This window comes from Snodgrassella sp. B3800 (assembly GCF_026535865.1).
Classification (GTDB): Bacteria; Pseudomonadota; Gammaproteobacteria; order Burkholderiales; family Neisseriaceae; genus Snodgrassella; species Snodgrassella alvi_E.
This window is the reverse complement of the sequence record NZ_JAFNPH010000001.1, coordinates 264,967-283,322: the sequence shown is the minus strand read 5'-3', so window position 1 is coordinate 283,322 and position 18,356 is coordinate 264,967. Positions and strand designations below refer to the sequence as shown.

Here is an 18,356-nt window from a genome sequence, read left to right as displayed (position 1 = left end):
TTATGATTTATCTGCTCTCGATACGGGCTTAATCTGGCTGCACCAGCACATAAGGCTTTACCACAACAGCCCACATCGACTGATTATTATCAAAAAATTGCTGTGCCATTATGTCGCTGACTTTGCTAATTTTACCTTCCTGAATCAAAAGTGCAATGGCAGCACTGTCGTCTGTTGCTATCTTATGTGCAATGGTAACTAAATCCAGCTCAGGTGCAATATAAATACAGTTGCCGCGGGCAAAATAGGGCTGGAGTTCATGCCAGCTGATACGGGCAGTCTCCAGATTAATTTTTTGTTCCAATGGTACTTCAGTATTCATACTTAAATCATCTGGTTTCATGTTTATCATATGTTTGCTAAAAGGCATTTTGTTATAGATACCGGTAACAAAATGCCTTTTAAAACTACTTCAAAAATTATTGTAACGCAGTAGATGCAGGAGAAGTGCTTTGTATGCCCCATGATTCTGGATATTTATATCCGGCAAAGCGTTTAAACGCATATTGTTTAAACGCTGCTGAATTGTACGCAGCAGTAATGTCTTTTACCCATTGGGTATCTTTATCAGCCGTGCGAATTGCTGCCCAGTTGACATAGGTGTAGCCAGGTTCAAGGAATAATGCTGATGTGAACTTTAGTCCCGAGCTCGTGGCAAAATTGCCATTAATGACCGCAAAATCCACATCATGACGAGAACGAGGTAATTGGGCTGCTTCCAGCGCCACTAGCTTGATGTGTTTATTGTTACTGGCTATATCTGCTAGTGAGGCCTTCAATGGGTTAATATTGTTTTTTAGACTTATCCAGCCGAGCTTATCCAGCATCACCAATGCGCGGGCAAGATTAGAAGGATCGTTAGGAACAGAGACACTAGAACCACTTTTGACTGCACTCAGCTCATGTAGTTTGCCGCTGTAGATACCGAGCGGACCAGTTGGTACTTGAAACACGGGCATGATGGCCAGATGACGAGACTGGGCAAAATCATCCAGATAAGGTTTATGCTGAAATACATTGATGTCGATAGATTTATCTGCCAGAGCAAGATTGGGACGGACATAATCCGTAAACTCCAATAGCTGAACGTGGTAGCCTTGTTTTTCCAGTTCAGGCTTGACCTGATCGCGCACCATATCAGCAAAATCGCCTACAGTGGTGCCAATGATAATTTCTTTTTTTGTTTGAACTGATGAAGCAGCGGAGTGATGAGTTTTTTCGCCACCACAGGCAGAAAGGAACAGGAGGCTCAGGCAAACAAAGAGGGTGTTCAGAATTATTTTCACACAATGTCTTTCTTTTAATCGTTAGTATGCACAATGATTGTTTAGTGTTTTTTGTCAGGCGCATCTAACTCTTGTTCTCATATGTAGGCATAGACACAAATAAATTGTGCTAGACTGCCCAGCATCACAAAAATATGCCAGATGCCATGTCCGTGGCGGATTTTTTCATCATTAATAAACCAGTATATGCCAATACTGTATGCCAATCCACCGCTAATAAGCCAGAAGAGGCCAGGAGCGGACATGTGGTGTATCAGTGGATAGATGGCAACAATAATTAGCCAGCCCATCAATAAATAGAGTATCAAGGATAGAATACGAGTTTCACTTTTACGCCCGATAGTCACTTCTTGAATGATACCAAATATTGCCAGTCCCCATGATATACCAAATAGGGACCAGCCCCAGCCGCCGTTGAGTGTGGTGAGTGTAAAAGGAGTATAACTACCGGCAATCAGCAAATATATGGCGCAGTGGTCAAATTTTTGTAGTACGGCTTTAGCGTGATGTGAGCGGATGGAATGATATAAAGTGGAGATACCATACAGAAATATCAGACTACCACCATATATGGCCGAGCTGACTATTCGATAAGCATCGCCATACATTGCAGATTTTATTAGCAGAAAGACCGTTCCAATGATAGATAGTATAAAGCCGGTCAGGTGAGAGTAAGCGTTAAAACGTTCGCCATAATACATTTTGAAATAACTTGACTATTAATTAAGAGTCTATCGTTTCACTACCTGCGTTAGGGCGCAAGTGTTTTTTCGTTTATTATTTGCTATGAGGTAGTGTTTAGGTACTGAATGATGGCTGTTCAACTGCTAGTAAGCACAGTAAAATAGATAATTTTGCAGACTATCAGAAATTTCCTTTCATGCTGACTTTCCAAGAAATAATTTTTACATTACAGAATTACTGGGCCCGTCATGGCTGCGTGGTATTGCAGCCGCTGGATATGGAAGTGGGTGCGGGTACCAGCCATCCGGCCACCTGTCTGCGCGCGCTGGGGCCTGAGCCGTGGTTTGCTGCCTATGTTCAACCCTCCCGCCGGCCTAAAGACGGACGCTATGGTGAAAATCCTAATCGTCTGCAGCATTATTATCAGTTTCAGGTAGCGTTAAAGCCGGCTCCAGATAATATTCAGGAATTGTATTTGGCTTCTTTGCAGGAGCTGGGAATAGACCCTCGTCAGCATGATATCCGTTTTGTGGAAGATGACTGGGAAAATCCAACGCTTGGTGCCTGGGGATTAGGCTGGGAAGTTTGGCTTAACGGCATGGAAGTCACTCAGTTCACTTATTTTCAGCAAGTGGGCGGCATGGATTGCTCGCCAGTGCTCGGTGAAATTACTTATGGTGTTGAACGGCTGGCAATGTATTTACAGGGTGTAGACAATGTTTACGATCTGGTCTGGGCGAAAACGCTAGACGGACAGATTGTGACCTACGGTGATGTCTACCATCAGAATGAGGTTGAACAGTCTACTTACAACTTTGAATACAGTAATGCTGATTGGCTTCTGACACAGTTTAATGATTATGAAGCTGAAGCCAAACGTCTGTTGGCTGTTGAAGATATTAGTCTAGCACTACCTGCTTATGAACTGGTGCTGAAAGCAGGACACACATTTAATCTGCTTGATGCGCGTGGTGCAATTTCGGTAACCGAACGTGCCACCTATATTGGCCGTGTGCGTGCATTAAGTCGTGCGGTGGCGCATAAATATGTGGAAAGCCGTGAAAAACTGGGTTTCCCTCTACTGAACAAAAAATCTACCGGCCACACAGCCTGATTCGAATGAAAGTATTATTTGCATGAATGCTCCTTTATTAATTGAACTGCGTACTGAAGAACTGCCACCTAAGGCGCTGAATAATTTGGGCGAGAGTCTTGCTGCCGGTGTTGTGGACGGACTGGAAAAAGCACAGCTCATAGATGGTGTGGCTGATTATCAGGTCTTTGCTGCGCCAAGACGTTTGGGCGTACTGGTTCAGAATGTAAAAGCAGTACAGGCAGACCAGCGCATTATCAAAAAAGGGCCTAGTGTGGCAGCCGGTATGAAAGATGGTGAACCCACTAAAGCCTTGCAGGGATTTGCACGCAGTAATCAGATTGAAATTAGTCAGCTTACACAGATAAATGATGGCAAACAGATGGTGTATGCGTATGAATATACGCAGGCAGGCCAGCCCTTAAGTGCTCTCTTAAGCGAAATTCTTAATCAGGCTATTAAAAAATTGCCTATTCCCAAGGTTATGCACTGGGGCAGTAGTACGTTTACTTTTGTACGGCCGGTGCACGGACTGATTATGTTGCATGGCAGTGAAATCGTTGCAGGTAGTGTATTGGGTCTGAGTAGCCAAAATTGGACTTTAGGTCATCGCTTCCTGAGCGAAGGAAGAATTATTATTCAGCATGCTGAAGATTATGCACAGCAAATGCTGGAACAAGGTAAAGTAGTAGTTAGTTTTGCTGAACGTCGTGCTCGTATTGAGCAAGATTTAAGCACTGCGGCCGAATCGCTGCATGCGCATGTGGCTTATGCAGATGGACTGTTGGATGAGGTAACCGCGCTGGTAGAATGGCCGGTGGTACTACAGGCAAGTTTCGATGAGCGTTTTTTACAGGTACCACAAGAGTGCCTGATTCTGACCATGCAGCAGAATCAAAAATATTTTCCACTACTTAGCGGTGACGGTAAGCTGATTAACCGCTTCTTGCTAGTGTCTAATTTACAGACTGAAAATCCAGTTCACATTATTCATGGTAATGAACGGGTATTGCGTGCTCGTCTAGCCGATGCAGAATTCTTTTACCGTCAGGATCAGAAATTTACGTTGGCCAGCCGTCTACCTCGTTTACAAAATGTGGTTTATCACAATAAGCTGGGTAGTCAGGCTGAAAGAGTTCAGCGAATTATCCGTCTAGCTAAAACAATTGCTCCGTTGTTAAATGCAGATGTTAATCTGGCTGCACGTGCTGCAGAACTGGCTAAAGCTGATCTACTGACTGATATGGTAGGAGAGTTCCCTGAATTACAAGGCACAATGGGTAAATATTATGCGTTGCATGATGGTGAGAATCCAAATGTTGCTGTCGCGATAGAACAACATTACTGGCCACGCTTTGCTAATGATGTCTTGCCGGATAATGTGTTGGGAACGGTAGTGGCACTGGCTGACAAACTTGAAACCTTGATAGGTATTTGGGGTATCGGCCTTGTTCCTACTGGTGATAAAGACCCATATGCCTTGCGTCGTAGTGCTCTGGGTATTTTGCGCATGCTCATGCAGCATCATTTGGCGCTGCTGCCATTACTAAAGGCCGCGTTTGCTACTTTCCCTGCCGGTAAACTAGGGGAAAATACTGTAGCTGAAGTGGCCGGATTTATGCAGGCTCGACTGGATATTCTGTTGCAGAATAATTATGAGCAGGATGTGGTTGCCGCGGTACTTGCAGGGCAAGTGGATGATTTGGGTGAATTAGATGCGCGTTTAGCCGCTGTTACCCAGTTTAAGCAGCTTGAGGAAGCAACAGCGCTGATCGCTGCGAATAAACGTGTACATAATCTGCTGAAAAAAACGGACGTATCAGCTTTGCCAGCTGTTGATTCTTCAAAATTGCAAGAACAGGATGAACTGAATCTATACCATGCTACTGAAGAAGTCGCTGTGCGCATTCAGGCAGCTATGAGAAAACAAGACTTTATTCAGGCATTGTCCGAACTCACCGGAATTAAAAAAAAGGTGGATGTATTCTTTACTAATGTAATGGTAATGGATGAAAATGAGGCCATCAGAAATAATCGTCTGGCTTTATTACTGTTTTTGTCTCACCAGATGAATGCTGTGGCTGATATTGCTCTTTTGAATGAGTAGTACTGCCTTAACCCGTTCCCTTAATAGATGAAAGCTGAATTATGATATTAGATAATGTGGTGTTTCATACTGAAGAAGATTATCCGCCGGCATTGGCTCTGGCCAATGCGGCCACACACATGGGATATTATTGGTCTTGGATTGTGCGGCGTGGTCTGTACAATCCAGAATGGGATGAAGCAGCAGAAGAAGACATGGGCGCTTTAAAGGCACAGGCGATAAGTGGTGCTGAATTTGTACTAAATAATATGGCTGGCTGTCTGGAAGACAGTGATTTTAACGAAGAAGGATGCCGCTTTTCTCTGTATTACTACGATGATGAAGAGGAGGGGTATGGTCGTTTTATGGAAGATTATGTCCAAACACTAAATACGCCGGCGCTGGAAAGCTTTTATCATGTTGAAATTTCCGATGAAAATCAGGCTTTACTGGACGGGGTATTTGATAGTGCCCTGATGCAGTGGAGGCAAAGTCTGAAACCTGCACAGTAAGGATATTTATGATATTGAGTGGAAAAGGCAAACTAATTATTCTTGATCGAGATGGGGTGCTCAATGCAATGCAGCCGCAGCCTATTAGTGATCCAGATCAATGGCATCCTCTGCCAGGCAGCATGGATGCGGTGGCCTTTCTAACTCAAAGCGGATACACGGTAGTGGTAGCAGAAAATATGTCGGGTATCGGGCGCAATCAAGTCACGATGGAACAACTGAATGAAGTGCATGGGAAAATGCACAATTATATTCAGAAAGCTGGTGGTCGACTGAGCGGTGTGTGGTTTTGTCCGCACACCAGCAATGCAAAATGCCATTGCCGCAAACCTCAGCCGGGTTTATTGCTGGATATACTCGACCGGCTACATATGAGAGCAGAGGATACATGGCTGGTCGGTGATGGTATTCGTGATATGGAAGCAATAGCAGCCATCGGAGGCCATCCAATACTGGTATTAACGGGGAAAGGCAAAGAAACGCTAAAAATGGAAACTTTGCCTGAAGATACGCAGGTGTATGACGATTTGCTTGATTTTGCTAAATTCTGTCGTACACAGGCTGAAAAATCAGCCGAGGAATAATTTAACATGCTGTTGTTACGTAATTTAATTTACTGGTTTTGTTTGTGTATATTCTCGCTAGTTTGGCTGATGGTGGTGATTGTTTCCATGCTTGTCCCTAAAGGCGTGACATGGACGACAACTGCATGGGGTAAAACCCTGTTCTGGATGCTGGAACATATTATTGGCCTTAAATATGAAGTAATTGGCCGGGAAAATATTCCGCAGGAACCGGGTATCGTATGTTGTAAACATCAATCGGGCTGGGAAACGCTGGCCATGTTGTATTTTTTCCCAGATCTGGCTTTTGTGGCAAAACGTGAGCTTTTTCGGATTCCGGTATTTGGCTGGGCGTTGAAATGGCGTGGTACTATCGGGATAGACCGTAACAATCCCAAAGCAGCAAATGCGCAGATAATCAGTCAGGGCAAAATATGCCATCAGAAAGGCATGTGGATTTGCATCTTTCCTGAGGGTACCCGTATTAAACCGGGCTATCGCGGTCATTATAAAAAAGGCGCTGCGCGCATGGCTCAGGAACTACATCTTAATTTGATACCAGTAGCCTTAAACAGTGGTGAATTCTGGCCTAAGGACTCTTTTTTGAAGTATCCAGGTAAAGTGACCGTAGTGATTGGTGCGCCAATACACTATGAACAGGCACATAATCCTGAAGAGCTAATTAAGCATTGTGAGCAGTGGATAGAAGACAAACAGATAGAAATTCAGGGTGTGGGACCTTTTGCACCGAAAAATCCTCAAGTACCCACGCCTGTCTTACCTCACTAATCAATTTAATGAGGCCAAATATTAGATTGAAAATCAATTCATTAATTACGATTTATTGTTTTTTAATTGGCTAACTTAGTGTTGCTTAGTTGTCTGTAATCAAAATCTAGTTTCTACATGGCTGTTTAAAGAAGAGATAGTTGATTTTTCATAAATGCTTTGATTAAGCGATGGCTAGGTCGTGCATACATTGATAAATCTGTTACGTTTATTCGCGTTTGCCGATCAGAATTCTGCTAGAGCATAAATATGTCGGTGATTATTCACACTACTCAAGATGGCTGTGCTATCAAGTTTCACTTGCGGCGGACGGCGCGGAAAAATATCATTGTACGCGTCGCTTCGGCTTCTATATTAACTGTCAATATACCGCCTTTTGTCTCCCTGAAACAATTGCAGCAATGGTTTGGTGCCAATGAAGCGGCGCTTAAGCAATTGTGGCAGCAGTCGAAAACTATTAAAACAGAGTTACCGAACACTATCTGGTATCGTGGGCAACGTTTCTCTTATACCTTTGCTAAGGGGCTCTCGGCTGTTCAATGGTATCAGCAACAGGGCTTTTTGTTACCAGAGACATCTGAAGCATCCGCGCTTGATATACTGCGAACGTGGCTAAGGCAGTGTGCTCAGACTGAGCTAATATCGCGTTTACAGTATTGGGCACTCGTGATGCAGCAACAACCCGCCTCCATGGCGTTAACTCAAGCACGTACTTTTTGGGGTGTATGCCGCAGGCGTACCGGTATCCGTCTAAATTGGCGTTTAATTGGTGCTCCGGCGTTTGTGGTTGATTATGTTTGTATTCATGAATTATGTCATCTGCGCTATGCGAATCATGGTAGGGACTTTTGGGCAATGGTGGCCAAATATACATCAAAGACGCATGATGCGCGTTTATGGTTGAAACGGCATGGATCTGAGTTGTTTGCACTGGATAATGTGCGCTAAAAATCGGCAAACAGCGCAATTGTAGTAAGCTGTAATTGCGCTGAATGATATACAAGTAAATCTCAATGAGTGTGTTAAAAAGCTGGTGTCAGATATAAATACATTCGGTTTCAGCTGGCATCTACTGCGAGTTGTTTCATAATATTCTTGATTATTTGCACTCGTTGTTGCACGTCTTCTATGCCGATATTCACTCTGAGTTTGTCTGCACCGACAAGGCGGTAATTTTTATCATTTTGCATCATGGCAACGATGGTTGCCGGATTAATACAGTGATGCTTGCCAAATGTGAACGTTATGCTTTCGCTGCTGGCATCTATGGTATCTATACCCAGATTTGCTGCTTCGAGGCGCAGATGGTGACTGGCGATCAGTGTGGATACTGCCGGTTCAAGCAAGCCAAAACGGTCAATTAATTCTTCGTGAATCTGGTCTATTTCAGCTTCGGTTTCACTGCTGGCCAGCCGTTTGTACAAAACGAGGCGTGCATGGATGTCTGGACAGTAGCTTTCTGGCAACAAAGCTGGACTGTGTAGTTTAATGTCGCTGGTAATGCCTAGTGGCGCATCTAAATCCGGTTCGCGGCCTTTTTTCAAATTGCGTACTGCTTGTTTTAACATTTCAGTGTAGAGGGTGAAACCTACTTGAATCATTTCACCAGACTGACCTTCTCCGAGAATTTCACCAGCACCGCGAATTTCCAGGTCTTGCATCGCTAGAGTGAAACCGGCGCCTAAATCATCGGCCATTTCAATTGCTTCCAGTCGTTTCTGAGCATCTTTGGTCATGGCTTCGGGCACAAGTAAATAAGCATAGGCCTGATGGTGCGAACGACCTACACGGCCGCGCAGCTGATGTAGCTGTGCCAGGCCGAATTTATCTGCACGCTCAATGATAATAGTATTGGCATTAGGGATGTCTATGCCGGTTTCGATAATGGTTGAACATAGCAGCACGTTATAGCGCTGTTGTAGAAAGTCACGCATTACTTGTTCCAGCTCGCGCTCTCGTAGCTGTCCGTGTGCAATGCCAATGCGTGCTTCTGGCAATAAACTACTTAGTTTTTCATAAGCATTTGCGATGGTGTCTACTTCATTGTGCAGAAAAAAAACTTGGCCACCACGTTTCAGTTCGCGCATTACTGCCTCACGTATCAGTCCATCGCTGAGGGGACGGACAAAGGTTTTAACGGCTAAACGGCGGCTGGGTGCGGTGGTTATCAGGGAAAAATCACGTAGACCCTCTAAAGCCATGCTCAAGGTACGTGGAATCGGTGTGGCGGTAAGAGTCAGTACGTCAACATTGGCGCGAAGGCTTTTTAGCTGTTCTTTCTGACGAACGCCAAATCGATGTTCTTCATCGATGATGACCAGACCAAGATTTTTGAAATGGACATCCGGCTGAACCAGTTTATGTGTGCCGATAACAATGTCAACAGTGCCATCTGCTAGTCCAGCAAGCGTGGCTTGTGTCTGTTTGCTGGTATTAAAACGTGAAAGTTGAGCAACTTTAATGGGAAAATCTGCAAAGCGGTCGGCAAAATTCTGGGCATGCTGCTCAACCAGCAGAGTAGTTGGAGCCAGTACCACGACTTGTTTGCCAGCCATAGCGGCTACAAAAGCTGCCCGTAAGGCAACTTCCGTTTTACCAAATCCTACATCGCCGCAAATAAGCCGATCCATTGGTTTTTCTGCGCATAAATCCTTAAGAGTGGCGGCAATAGCGGCCGCCTGATCTTCAGTTTCTTCATAGCCGAAGCCATTGGCGAAGGCCTGATAATCTATTTCGTTAAGGTTGAAGCGATGCCCTTGCTGTGCTTCACGCCGTGCATAGAGGTTTAAGAGTTCGGCAGCGGTATCTCTGGCTTTTTCAGCAGCTTTATGCCGTGCCTTATCCCATGCACCATGTCCGAGTTTGTGCAGGCTAACATTTTCATGTGCGCTACCGGCATAGCGGGAAATCAATTGCAGCTGGCTGACTGGTACGTATAGCTGTGAACCTTCGGCATACTCCAGCAGCATCATTTCACTGGCACCTTCACCCAGATCAAGTGTTACCAGACCTTGATAGCGACCAATGCCATGCTGTTCGTGTACAACAGGGTCGCCAATTTTGATTTCTGCCAGATCACGCAGCATACCGTCGGAAACGGCACTGTGTTTGCGGCGGGTGCGGCGACCACGTACGACGTATTGATATAAGTCGGCTTCGGTGATGATGGCCAACCTTTGTTCGGCCAACAGGCAGCCATAGCTTAATGGTGCAATGGTCAAACACAACTCAGCCTTGGCTTGAAGAAAATCTGCCCAGCCACTGACGATATGTGGCTGCAATTGATACTCACGCATGAAATTAAGCATGGTTTCACGTCGGCCAAGGCTTTCAGCACAGATTAATACTTTACCAGACCACTGCTGCAAAAAAGCTTTCAGAGAGTGCAGAGGATCGTCAGACTGCCTATCGACGGCAACATCAGGCAAGGTGTAGCTATTATGGTTGCTTAGCTCCGGTACCACACGTGCATATGCTTTGATGCGTGCCCCAATCTGATCTTCACTCATATATAAATAATGCGGAGCCAGCGGTGGATAGGCTGGGTCGCCTTGTGCCATGGTATAGCGCTGTTTAACATCCTGCCAGATACGTGCCGCTTCGTTGTGTATATCTCCTAGATTGACCAGAATAGCATCCTCATTGATGTAGTCAAAAATGCTGACACATTCTTCTTCAAAGAATAGAGGCAGATAATATTCCACTCCGGCACCGAAGTGGCCTTCGGATACAGCTGCATAGACTGTTGCTTTACGAGGATCACTGCTGATTTCTTCACGAAAACGGCTACGAAAAATTTTTTGGGCATCGCTGTCGGTGGGGAATTCATGTGCAGGCAGCAGGCGGATTTCTTCAACACTATTCAGGGTGCGCTGAGTATCGGCGTCGAATGTTTTAATGGTGTCGATTTCATTATCAAATAAATCGAGACGGAATGGGGTGTCACTACCCATCGGGAATATATCCAGTATCCCACCACGGGTAGCGAATTCACCGGTGGCTACGACATGGGTAACATGGTTGTAGCCTGCTTCTATCAGACTGTGTTTGAGTGCATCAGTGTCCAATTGCTGGCCGGTCTTGAGCCAGAATGTACGACCCAGCAAAAATGAAGGCGGGGCGATTTTTTGCATTGCTGTGGCTAGAGGCAACAGTAAAACATCAACCAGTCCGTTTTTTAATTGCCATAATGTGCTAAGGCGTTCGGATACCAACTCCTGATGGGGAGAAAAATGTTCATATGGTAAGGTTTCCCAGTCAGGAAAAAATACAATACGCGCAGCTGGGTTGAAAAACTGCCATGCTGTCTGAATACGAATAGCCTGCTCGGCATCCGCTGTGAGCACAATTTTTAGTTTTTTTTCAGGCAAATGCTTGCTGAGAAGAAATGGCAGACTACCAGCATTTAAATCTGGCCAGTGTACGATCTGACTGCTTTTAGGTAACGCAAAAGGGGCAACAGCGGACATAGTTTCTGTTTTATAGGTAATAATTAATTAGATTTTCAATAGTTATGGGCAAGCTATGATAAGACAAGCCTGCGCCGACCGGCAATCATTGCCGCATACGTGAGAATGGATAAAATTTTAAAAAGTAAAGGCTATGTATTCTATTACAAATACAGTAGCCTTTGCTCTTGGTGGTTAGTTAAATATTCAGTTAATATAAATGATACAGATACATCACGGCGATGGTAATCAGAATGGCAAATGCGCAGCCGATTTTGGCAACAACGCCGAGAACTAGGCCAATTAGGGTAGCGAATCCTACTTTTCCAGCGGCCACCAAATTACGTCTAGCAATGAATTCACCGGTCGCTGCTCCGATTAACGGGCCTAATATCATACCTGGAAGGGCAAAGAACATACCGATAATGGCGCCGATAAAAGCCCCCCAGATGGCTTTTCTGCTTGCACCACTATGCTTGGCTCCGAGTACGCCAGCCATGTAATCCATACCACATCCTAAGGCGGTGAGAATTGCCAACGTAATCAGTGTGCCTGTACCCATAATCTGATAATCGCTGCTTAGAGCCAATAGCCATGCGCCGCCAAACATAAGTGGCAATCCGGGTAGGGCGGGCATAAATGTACCTAACAGCCCGATAAGTAATAAAACAATAGCCAATATCACCAAAACTGAGGTCATGGCAGATAAGTCCTCGCGAAAAAAGGAAGAATATTTGTAGATTGGGGATGCTGCTGTCACACTCAAGAGTAAATTATGTTGTGAAGGTAAAAGTTATGTAATCGGTTAGGACTAACCAATAATTGTAGCAGTTAGAAATGGTATTTGTATATTGATGTCTGTTCCGGACGCAGTGGCCGTTGGAAAAGTATGCATATATGAAAACTCCATGATTCTCTTCTTAAACTTATTTTGCTGTTGAAGCTGTGATCAGCAATCAGCGATGAAGGTGAATCCCATATAATGGTATGCGAACTTTTTTTATTGTGTAAATGCTGAAACAGGCAGCCATTTTGTGGCTGCCTGTTGTGCTGGAAAGGTCGGAATCAATCCAATTTTTTAAAGTGTTTGCGCCGTTCCTGCTCGCTTAGATAACGTTTACGCAGGCGAATGGTCTGAGGAGTGATTTCTACTAGTTCATCATCATCAATGAATTCTACTGCTGCTTCCAAAGACATTAAAACCGGCGGAGTAAGGCGTACAGCTTCATCGGTACCGGAGGCACGGACATTGGTCAGTTTTTTGCCTTTCAGCGGGTTGACTACTAGGTCGTTGTCACGGCTATGGATGCCAATAATCATACCTTCGTAAATTTTCTCGCCCGGATTGATAAACATGCGGCCGCGGTCTTCAAGATTCCACAGTGCATAGGCAACAGCGTCACCTTGTTCTTGTGAAACCAGTACGCCATTACGACGGCCGGGAATTTCTGCCTTCACCGGTGCGTAGTTATCAAATACATGGCTCATCAGTCCCTGACCACGAGTCATGGTCATGAATTCGCCCTGAAAACCAATCAGGCCGCGGGCTGGAATACGGTATTCTAGGCGAGTGCGTCCTTTACCATCACTTTCCATATTGGTAAGTTCACCACGGCGGCGACCCAACTCTTCCATGACAGCGCCCTGGGTGTTGTCTTCTACATCGACAGTCAGATTTTCGTAGGGTTCGCATTTTACGCCGTCGATTTCGCGGAATACTACGCGTGGTTTGCCCACGGCTAGCTCATAACCTTCGCGGCGCATGTTTTCAATCAGAATGGTTAGATGCAGTTCGCCACGGCCGGAAACGCGGAAAACATCGGCGTCGGCGGTGTCTTCCACCCGCAGAGCAACGTTAGTCAGCAGTTCTTTCTGCAAACGTTCGCGAATCTGACGGCTGGTAACGAATTTGCCTTCTGTACCGGCCAGAGGGCTGGTATTTACCATAAAGTCCATGGTAAGAGTAGGTTCGTCCACGCTGAGCATTGGTAAGCCTTGTGGCTGTTCGCGATCTGCGATGGTGACGCCGATACCAATATCTTCTAGTCCGGAAATGGTGACGATATCACCAGCTTCTGCTTCCTGTAGTGGAATGCGCTCTAGACCTTTAAAGCCAAGTAGCTGATTGATTCTTCCCTGACCAATCTGCTGGTCTTCATTCATAATAGCCACTACCTGACCCGGTTTTATGCGTCCGTTCAGAATACGGCCAATACCGAGACGGCCGGTGTAATTGTCATAATCCAGCTGGGAAATCTGCAATTGCAAAGGTTGGTCGGCATCGCCGGCCGGTTCAGGTGTATATTTGAGAATGGTCTCAAACAGCGGACGCATGTCGTTGGATTCGTCCTCTTCATTCAGTTTAGCAAAGCCAGTCAAACCGGAAGCATAAACAATGGGAAAGTCGAGCTGTTCGTCTGTGGCACCCAGTTTGTCAAAAAGTTCGAAAGTCTGGTCGATTACCCAGTTTGGACGTGCACTAGGCTTATCAATTTTGTTGATAACCACAATCGGTTTTAATCCCAGTGCCAGTGCTTTTTTGGTGACAAAGCGGGTTTGCGGCATCGGGCCTTCCTGTGCATCGACCAGTAGTAGTACGCAGTCTACCATGCCCAGTACGCGTTCTACTTCACCGCCGAAATCAGCGTGTCCCGGGGTATCGACGATATTAATGTGATAGCCTTCATATTCGATGGCAGTATTTTTAGCCAGAATGGTAATGCCACGCTCTTTTTCTAGATCGTTGCTGTCCATTACCCGCTCGTCTACTTGCTGGTTGGCACGAAATGTACCAGACTGGCGTAGTAACTGGTCTACCAGTGTGGTTTTGCCGTGGTCGACGTGTGCGATAATGGCAATATTGCGAATTTTTTTACTCATGGGGGTGTGTAACCTAGTTGTATTTGCTATTCAGAGGTAAATTAACCTTGAATTATAACATTTACTCTGCTTTTCGTGGAATTTTTAGCAAAATCAGGCTGTCTGCTAATCTTAATCGCGCGGATTTGTTTCGACTGCTGCTAGGTTATAGCCATGAAGCGTCTATTGTGCTTTGTCGGCTAAAGAGGCTATCTACGAATGCTGTATTGTTTTATATATAGGAATCTGCGTAATGGAACAGTTGGAATTTTTTGTTATTCCGAGCCCCTGTCGCGGTGTATGTGAAAGTAATCAAAAAGGCTATTGCAAAGGTTGCCTGCGCAGTAGGGATGAGCGTCTGTATTGGTTAAAATTTTCTGATAGGCAGAAGCAGCAGGTACTGCGTTTATGTCAATTGCGCCGGCGTAAGCTTGAACAACTGTTGCAGCAGTCACAACAAGTTGGTGAAGACAAGGACAGTTTAATAGAAAAATTATGGATACAGGCGGATTTTGATTTTTAAATTTCTGAATAAGCTGTTAATCTGCGCTAAATTTTGTTTTAGGGGAAAAAATGCATTTTCTGATTATCAGTATCTTATGTAGTGTGGCTGTATCCGTATTGCTGAAAGTAGCACGTAGAAATGGAGTGGTTATTGCTCAGGCGGTAGCGGTGGGTTATCCAGTTGCCGCTCTATGCAGTTGGTTGTTTCTGCATCCACAGTTATCAGACTGGCAAGTTTATGCCCACCACTGGATAATTTTTCTTGCACTGGGTATCGGGCTGCCACTAGGCTTTATTGTGTTGGGCAAAGCCATTGAGCAGGCCGGTATGGTTAAAACAGATGCGGCACAGCGCCTTTCGTTATTTTTACCTATACTGGCGGCTTTTATATGGTTTGGTGAAAGCCTGAGTAATAATAAAATAATTGGGATTGCACTAGCTCTGATGGCTTTGCTGTCGTTACTTTATCGCGAAAAATCGCCTAAAAGTAAGCAAAAGGGTGGTTTTTTCAGTACCGCAGGCTGTCTTTTCGGGGTGTGGCTGTGTTATGGCACTACGGATATTTTATTTAAGCAGATGGCTAAAAGTGGCACAGCTTTTGCCCCTACTTTGCTGATAGCATTTATTTTGGCTGCTGTGCTGATTATAGGCTATTTGCTTTTACGCCGAACAGTCTGGAATGCAGCCAGTATTCTGGCCGGTTTACTACTGGGCTGTCTGAATTTTGCTAATATTTTGTTTTATATTCGTGCTCATCAGCAGTTTCAGCAGAACCCGTCACTGGTATTTGCTGGTATGAATCTAGGTGTGATTACGCTAGCTACGGTAATTGGTGCTTTGATATTTAAAGAAAAAATTAATGGCATGAATCTAGCGGGTATTGTGCTGGCCATAGCTGCTATCTGGTTTCTGTTTTACGGCAGCAGTCTCCATTCAATTTTGCCAGGTATGTAAAATAAAAGCTGTTCTGGTGTACCAGAACAGCTTTTTTATGCTTTAGCTGGCATTGCTAAGCTGCGCTAGCTGCTGAGCCTGATGCTCGGCTATCAGTGCCTGTGTCAATTCGCTTAAATCACCGTCCATAATAAAATCAAGTTTATGTAAAGTAAGATTAATGCGATGGTCTGTGACCCGTCCTTGAGGGTAATTGTACGTGCGTATGCGCTCACTGCGGTCACCACTGCCAATCAGACTTTTGCGCTCGGCTGCTTCTTTGGCATGAGCTGCATGCTTCTGCTGTTCGTATAAGCGTGAAGCAAGTACCTTCATTGCCTGTGCTTTATTCGCATGTTGTGAACGGCCATCCTGACATTCTACTACCATACCGGTGGGTAGATGGGTGATACGTACGGCCGAATCGGTTTTATTGATATGCTGTCCGCCAGCGCCGGATGCACGGAAGGTATCAATACGCAAATCATTCGGATTCAACTGTACTTCCGCAACTTCGTCAGCTTCGGGCATGATGGCTACGGTGCAGGCTGAAGTATGTATTCTGCCTTGACTTTCAGTAGTCGGTACACGTTGTACTCGATGTCCGCCTGATTCGAATTTGAGCTGGCTGTATACATTCATGCCGGCAATACGTGCAATCACTTCCTTATATCCGCCCAAGTCGCTTTCACTGGCTGATACAATTTCTACCTGCCAGCCCATACGTTCGGCAAAACGGGTATACATGCGCATCAAATCACCTGCAAACAAAGCTGCTTCATCACCGCCGGTACCGGCACGGATTTCGATAAATATATTTTTATCGTCGTCTTCATCTTTAGGTAAGAGCAGTTTTTGCAGTTCACCATCTAACTGAGCAATCTGATTGCGCGCATGGGTAATTTCTTCTGCTGCAAATTCTTTTAATTCTGGGTCTGTCAGCATTTCTTCAGCAGCTGTCAGATCAGTTTGCGCTTGTGTGTACTGGCGGTATGTATCCACCACCGGCGTGAGTTCTGCATGTTCACGAGTGAGGCGACGATATTCGTCTATATCGTTGGTAACATCAGGAGAAGCCAGCAATTCGGTTACTTCCTCCAGACGTTCTGTCAGGTGCTGTAACTTTTCTATCAATGAAGGTTTCATCTGGAATCCTGTAATTATTTAAACTTTTAATCAATTGAAACTTTGGGTGAGTACTACTGCAAACCTATTGCTGAATTACATTTACTGCTGTAAATGTGAATCATTCAGGTGATAAATCAAACTAATGGCCTTTGCCAGCTCAGGATGTTGCTGGCTGTCTTTATTCAGCGCACGAGTAGGGGCATGCAGGAGAGTATTGGTAAGTTCATGGCTCAGACGTTGCAATACTTCTTCAACTGCTGTGCCATTACGCAAGCGGCGCATAGCCTTAGCTACCACTTTGCAGCGCTGTTCTTCGCCTTGGCTACGCAAAGCGCAAATCAAGGGTGCACTGCTGCGTGTCTGCTGCCAGGCAATAAATTCAGCCACTTTGGAAGCCACCATTTTTTCTGCAGCTGCGGCAGCTTGCTGTCGGGCAGCCTGCCCATGCTGCACAATACTGACCATATCGTCCACAGTATATAGATAAGCATCGTTGAGCTCGCCGGCTTCAGTCTCGATGTCACGCGGCACAGCTAAATCAAGCAGAAATACAGGCATACCGCGCCGTAGTTTAAGTGCCCGTTCGACCAAGCCTTTGCCAATGACCGGAAACGGGCTGGCAGTGGAGGACACCACCACATCGTATTCGGGCAGGATATCAGGTAAGTCCGTCAGAATACGGGCATTAGCACCGTTATTCAATTTGCTGCACAACTCCTGAGCTCTGGTTAGTGTGCGATTAAGTACCGTAAGGCGTCGCGGATGCTCTGCAGCAAAATAGGTAGCCACTAGCTCAATCATCTCACCGGCACCCACCATTAACACATTCAACGCGGCAATATCAGGAAATATCTGTGCAGCCATTTTCACCGCTGCCGCCGCCATGGACACTGAATTTTCACCAACGGCACTTTCATTGCGAATCTCTTTGGCTGCTGCAAAGGTTTTTTCAAATAATGCATTCAGGTGCTGGTGTAAAGTATGTTGACAGCGAGCTATGCGCACTGCTTCTTTAAGCTGTCCCAGAATCTGTGGTTCACCCAGTACCATGGAATCCAGACCGCAAGCTACCCGAAAAGCATGCTGTATGGCCTGCACATCGTGCAGTCTGTACAGATAAGGTGCGAATTCTGTGAATGGTAACTGATGATAACTGGCCAACCACTGTATGGCAGCGTCAGCATCTCCAATACAATAGATTTCGGTGCGATTACAGGTGGACAAGATCATCGCTTCAGCAATATTTGTCTGACAGCCGAGTGAACACAGTGCTTCTGACAGTACAGCAGCCGGAAAGGCCAGACGTTCGCGCACAGAAACAGGAGCTGTTTGGTGATTAAGTCCGATAACGGTTAAAGACATGTTGCCTGAAGTTATTTGCGTTTACCCGCTGCGGCGGGTAGGATAATTGCCAACCAGACTTTATATTACGATTAAATATAAAGCTGTTAAAGCGCTCAATTATACGCTA

The 18,356-nt window shown here is 45.3% G+C and carries 16 protein-coding genes; 8 read left to right on the top strand and 8 right to left on the bottom strand.

What is annotated here, in order from left to right:
• Window positions 1-28 precede the first annotated feature (28 nt).
• The 3 genes from J3U64_RS01280 to trhA all read right to left on the bottom strand — a co-directional run bounded on the left by J3U64_RS01280 (window position 29) and on the right by trhA (window position 1,987).
• Entirely contained in the window at window positions 29-343 is a 315-nt protein-coding gene (locus J3U64_RS01280; protein WP_257377998.1) for a DUF2288 domain-containing protein, read from the bottom strand.
• Between the two features lie 76 nt (window positions 344-419).
• A complete protein-coding gene (locus tag J3U64_RS01275; protein WP_267408026.1) occupies window positions 420-1,286 on the bottom strand; it encodes a MetQ/NlpA family ABC transporter substrate-binding protein in 867 nt (288 codons plus the stop codon).
• 77 nt (window positions 1,287-1,363) lie between these two features.
• Window positions 1,364-1,987, bottom strand: a complete 624-nt coding sequence (trhA, locus tag J3U64_RS01270; RefSeq protein ID WP_267408025.1) for a PAQR family membrane homeostasis protein TrhA — start codon at window positions 1,985-1,987, stop codon at window positions 1,364-1,366.
• 179 nt (window positions 1,988-2,166) lie between these two features.
• Here trhA and glyQ point away from each other — a divergent pair, with 179 nt between their 5' ends.
• The 6 genes from glyQ (at window position 2,167) to J3U64_RS01240 (ending at window position 7,961) form a co-directional block, all read left to right on the top strand.
• Window positions 2,167-3,084: a glycine--tRNA ligase subunit alpha gene (gene glyQ / locus J3U64_RS01265; RefSeq protein ID WP_100152480.1), complete on the top strand. Its 918-nt coding sequence runs from the start codon at window positions 2,167-2,169 to the stop codon at window positions 3,082-3,084.
• 22 nt (window positions 3,085-3,106) lie between these two features.
• Window positions 3,107-5,170: a glycine--tRNA ligase subunit beta gene (glyS, locus tag J3U64_RS01260; protein WP_267408024.1), complete on the top strand. Its 2,064-nt coding sequence runs from the start codon at window positions 3,107-3,109 to the stop codon at window positions 5,168-5,170.
• 41 nt (window positions 5,171-5,211) lie between these two features.
• Complete coding sequence (locus J3U64_RS01255) at window positions 5,212-5,661, top strand: cell surface protein (protein WP_257377999.1); 450 nt, start codon at window positions 5,212-5,214, stop codon at window positions 5,659-5,661.
• An 8-nt stretch (window positions 5,662-5,669) separates the two neighbouring features.
• Window positions 5,670-6,245 (top strand): D-glycero-beta-D-manno-heptose 1,7-bisphosphate 7-phosphatase, encoded by a 576-nt coding sequence (gmhB, locus tag J3U64_RS01250; RefSeq protein WP_100140101.1) that lies wholly within the window; start codon window positions 5,670-5,672, stop codon window positions 6,243-6,245.
• A 6-nt stretch (window positions 6,246-6,251) separates the two neighbouring features.
• Window positions 6,252-7,013 (top strand): lysophospholipid acyltransferase family protein, encoded by a 762-nt coding sequence (locus J3U64_RS01245; protein ID WP_267390222.1) that lies wholly within the window; start codon window positions 6,252-6,254, stop codon window positions 7,011-7,013.
• Between the two features lie 249 nt (window positions 7,014-7,262).
• Window positions 7,263-7,961: a M48 family metallopeptidase gene (locus J3U64_RS01240; RefSeq protein WP_267408023.1), complete on the top strand. Its 699-nt coding sequence runs from the start codon at window positions 7,263-7,265 to the stop codon at window positions 7,959-7,961.
• Between the two features lie 110 nt (window positions 7,962-8,071).
• On the opposite strand, the gene mfd is transcribed toward J3U64_RS01240, so the two are convergent.
• The 3 genes from mfd to typA form a co-directional block, all read right to left on the bottom strand.
• The gene (gene mfd / locus J3U64_RS01235) at window positions 8,072-11,482 is read right to left on the bottom strand and encodes a transcription-repair coupling factor (RefSeq protein ID WP_267408022.1); all 3,411 of its coding nucleotides are present in this window, start codon (window positions 11,480-11,482) and stop codon (window positions 8,072-8,074) included.
• 190 nt (window positions 11,483-11,672) lie between these two features.
• Complete coding sequence (locus J3U64_RS01230; RefSeq protein ID WP_267390225.1) at window positions 11,673-12,161, bottom strand: DUF456 domain-containing protein; 489 nt, start codon at window positions 12,159-12,161, stop codon at window positions 11,673-11,675.
• Between the two features lie 365 nt (window positions 12,162-12,526).
• On the bottom strand, window positions 12,527-14,341 hold the full coding sequence (gene typA / locus J3U64_RS01225; protein WP_100152485.1) for a translational GTPase TypA: 1,815 nt from the start codon (window positions 14,339-14,341) through the stop codon (window positions 12,527-12,529).
• 232 nt (window positions 14,342-14,573) lie between these two features.
• Between typA and J3U64_RS01220 the strand changes: the two genes are divergently transcribed.
• Together J3U64_RS01220 and J3U64_RS01215 are read left to right on the top strand one after the other, a co-directional pair.
• Window positions 14,574-14,843, top strand: a complete 270-nt coding sequence (locus tag J3U64_RS01220; protein ID WP_267408021.1) for a DUF1289 domain-containing protein — start codon at window positions 14,574-14,576, stop codon at window positions 14,841-14,843.
• Between the two features lie 50 nt (window positions 14,844-14,893).
• Window positions 14,894-15,778 (top strand): DMT family transporter, encoded by an 885-nt coding sequence (locus J3U64_RS01215; protein WP_267408020.1) that lies wholly within the window; start codon window positions 14,894-14,896, stop codon window positions 15,776-15,778.
• A 42-nt stretch (window positions 15,779-15,820) separates the two neighbouring features.
• On the opposite strand, the gene prfA is transcribed toward J3U64_RS01215, so the two are convergent.
• Window positions 15,821-16,903 (bottom strand): peptide chain release factor 1, encoded by a 1,083-nt coding sequence (prfA, locus tag J3U64_RS01210; RefSeq protein ID WP_267408019.1) that lies wholly within the window; start codon window positions 16,901-16,903, stop codon window positions 15,821-15,823.
• 81 nt (window positions 16,904-16,984) lie between these two features.
• A complete protein-coding gene (hemA, locus tag J3U64_RS01205; RefSeq protein ID WP_267390229.1) occupies window positions 16,985-18,247 on the bottom strand; it encodes a glutamyl-tRNA reductase in 1,263 nt (420 codons plus the stop codon).
• Window positions 18,248-18,356: the final 109 nt, after the last annotated feature.

Excerpts from the sequence above, each read along its gene's own strand:
- glyQ (WP_100152480.1), top strand. The coding sequence starts at position 2,167 with ATGCTGACTTTCCAAGAAATAATTTTTACATTACAGAATTACTGGGCC.
- typA (WP_100152485.1), bottom strand. The coding sequence starts at position 14,341 with ATGAGTAAAAAAATTCGCAATATTGCCATTATCGCACACGTCGACCAC.
- J3U64_RS01245 (WP_267390222.1), top strand. The coding sequence starts at position 6,252 with ATGCTGTTGTTACGTAATTTAATTTACTGGTTTTGTTTGTGTATATTC.
- prfA (WP_267408019.1), bottom strand. The coding sequence starts at position 16,903 with ATGAAACCTTCATTGATAGAAAAGTTACAGCACCTGACAGAACGTCTG.
- J3U64_RS01230 (WP_267390225.1), bottom strand. The coding sequence starts at position 12,161 with ATGACCTCAGTTTTGGTGATATTGGCTATTGTTTTATTACTTATCGGG.
- J3U64_RS01220 (WP_267408021.1), top strand. The coding sequence starts at position 14,574 with ATGGAACAGTTGGAATTTTTTGTTATTCCGAGCCCCTGTCGCGGTGTA.
- mfd (WP_267408022.1), bottom strand. The coding sequence starts at position 11,482 with ATGTCCGCTGTTGCCCCTTTTGCGTTACCTAAAAGCAGTCAGATCGTA.
- hemA (WP_267390229.1), bottom strand. The coding sequence starts at position 18,247 with ATGTCTTTAACCGTTATCGGACTTAATCACCAAACAGCTCCTGTTTCT.
- J3U64_RS01255 (WP_257377999.1), top strand. The coding sequence starts at position 5,212 with ATGATATTAGATAATGTGGTGTTTCATACTGAAGAAGATTATCCGCCG.
- J3U64_RS01215 (WP_267408020.1), top strand. The coding sequence starts at position 14,894 with ATGCATTTTCTGATTATCAGTATCTTATGTAGTGTGGCTGTATCCGTA.
- J3U64_RS01240 (WP_267408023.1), top strand. The coding sequence starts at position 7,263 with ATGTCGGTGATTATTCACACTACTCAAGATGGCTGTGCTATCAAGTTT.
- trhA (WP_267408025.1), bottom strand. The coding sequence starts at position 1,987 with ATGTATTATGGCGAACGTTTTAACGCTTACTCTCACCTGACCGGCTTT.
- glyS (WP_267408024.1), top strand. The coding sequence starts at position 3,107 with ATGAATGCTCCTTTATTAATTGAACTGCGTACTGAAGAACTGCCACCT.
- gmhB (WP_100140101.1), top strand. The coding sequence starts at position 5,670 with ATGATATTGAGTGGAAAAGGCAAACTAATTATTCTTGATCGAGATGGG.
- J3U64_RS01280 (WP_257377998.1), bottom strand. The coding sequence starts at position 343 with ATGAAACCAGATGATTTAAGTATGAATACTGAAGTACCATTGGAACAA.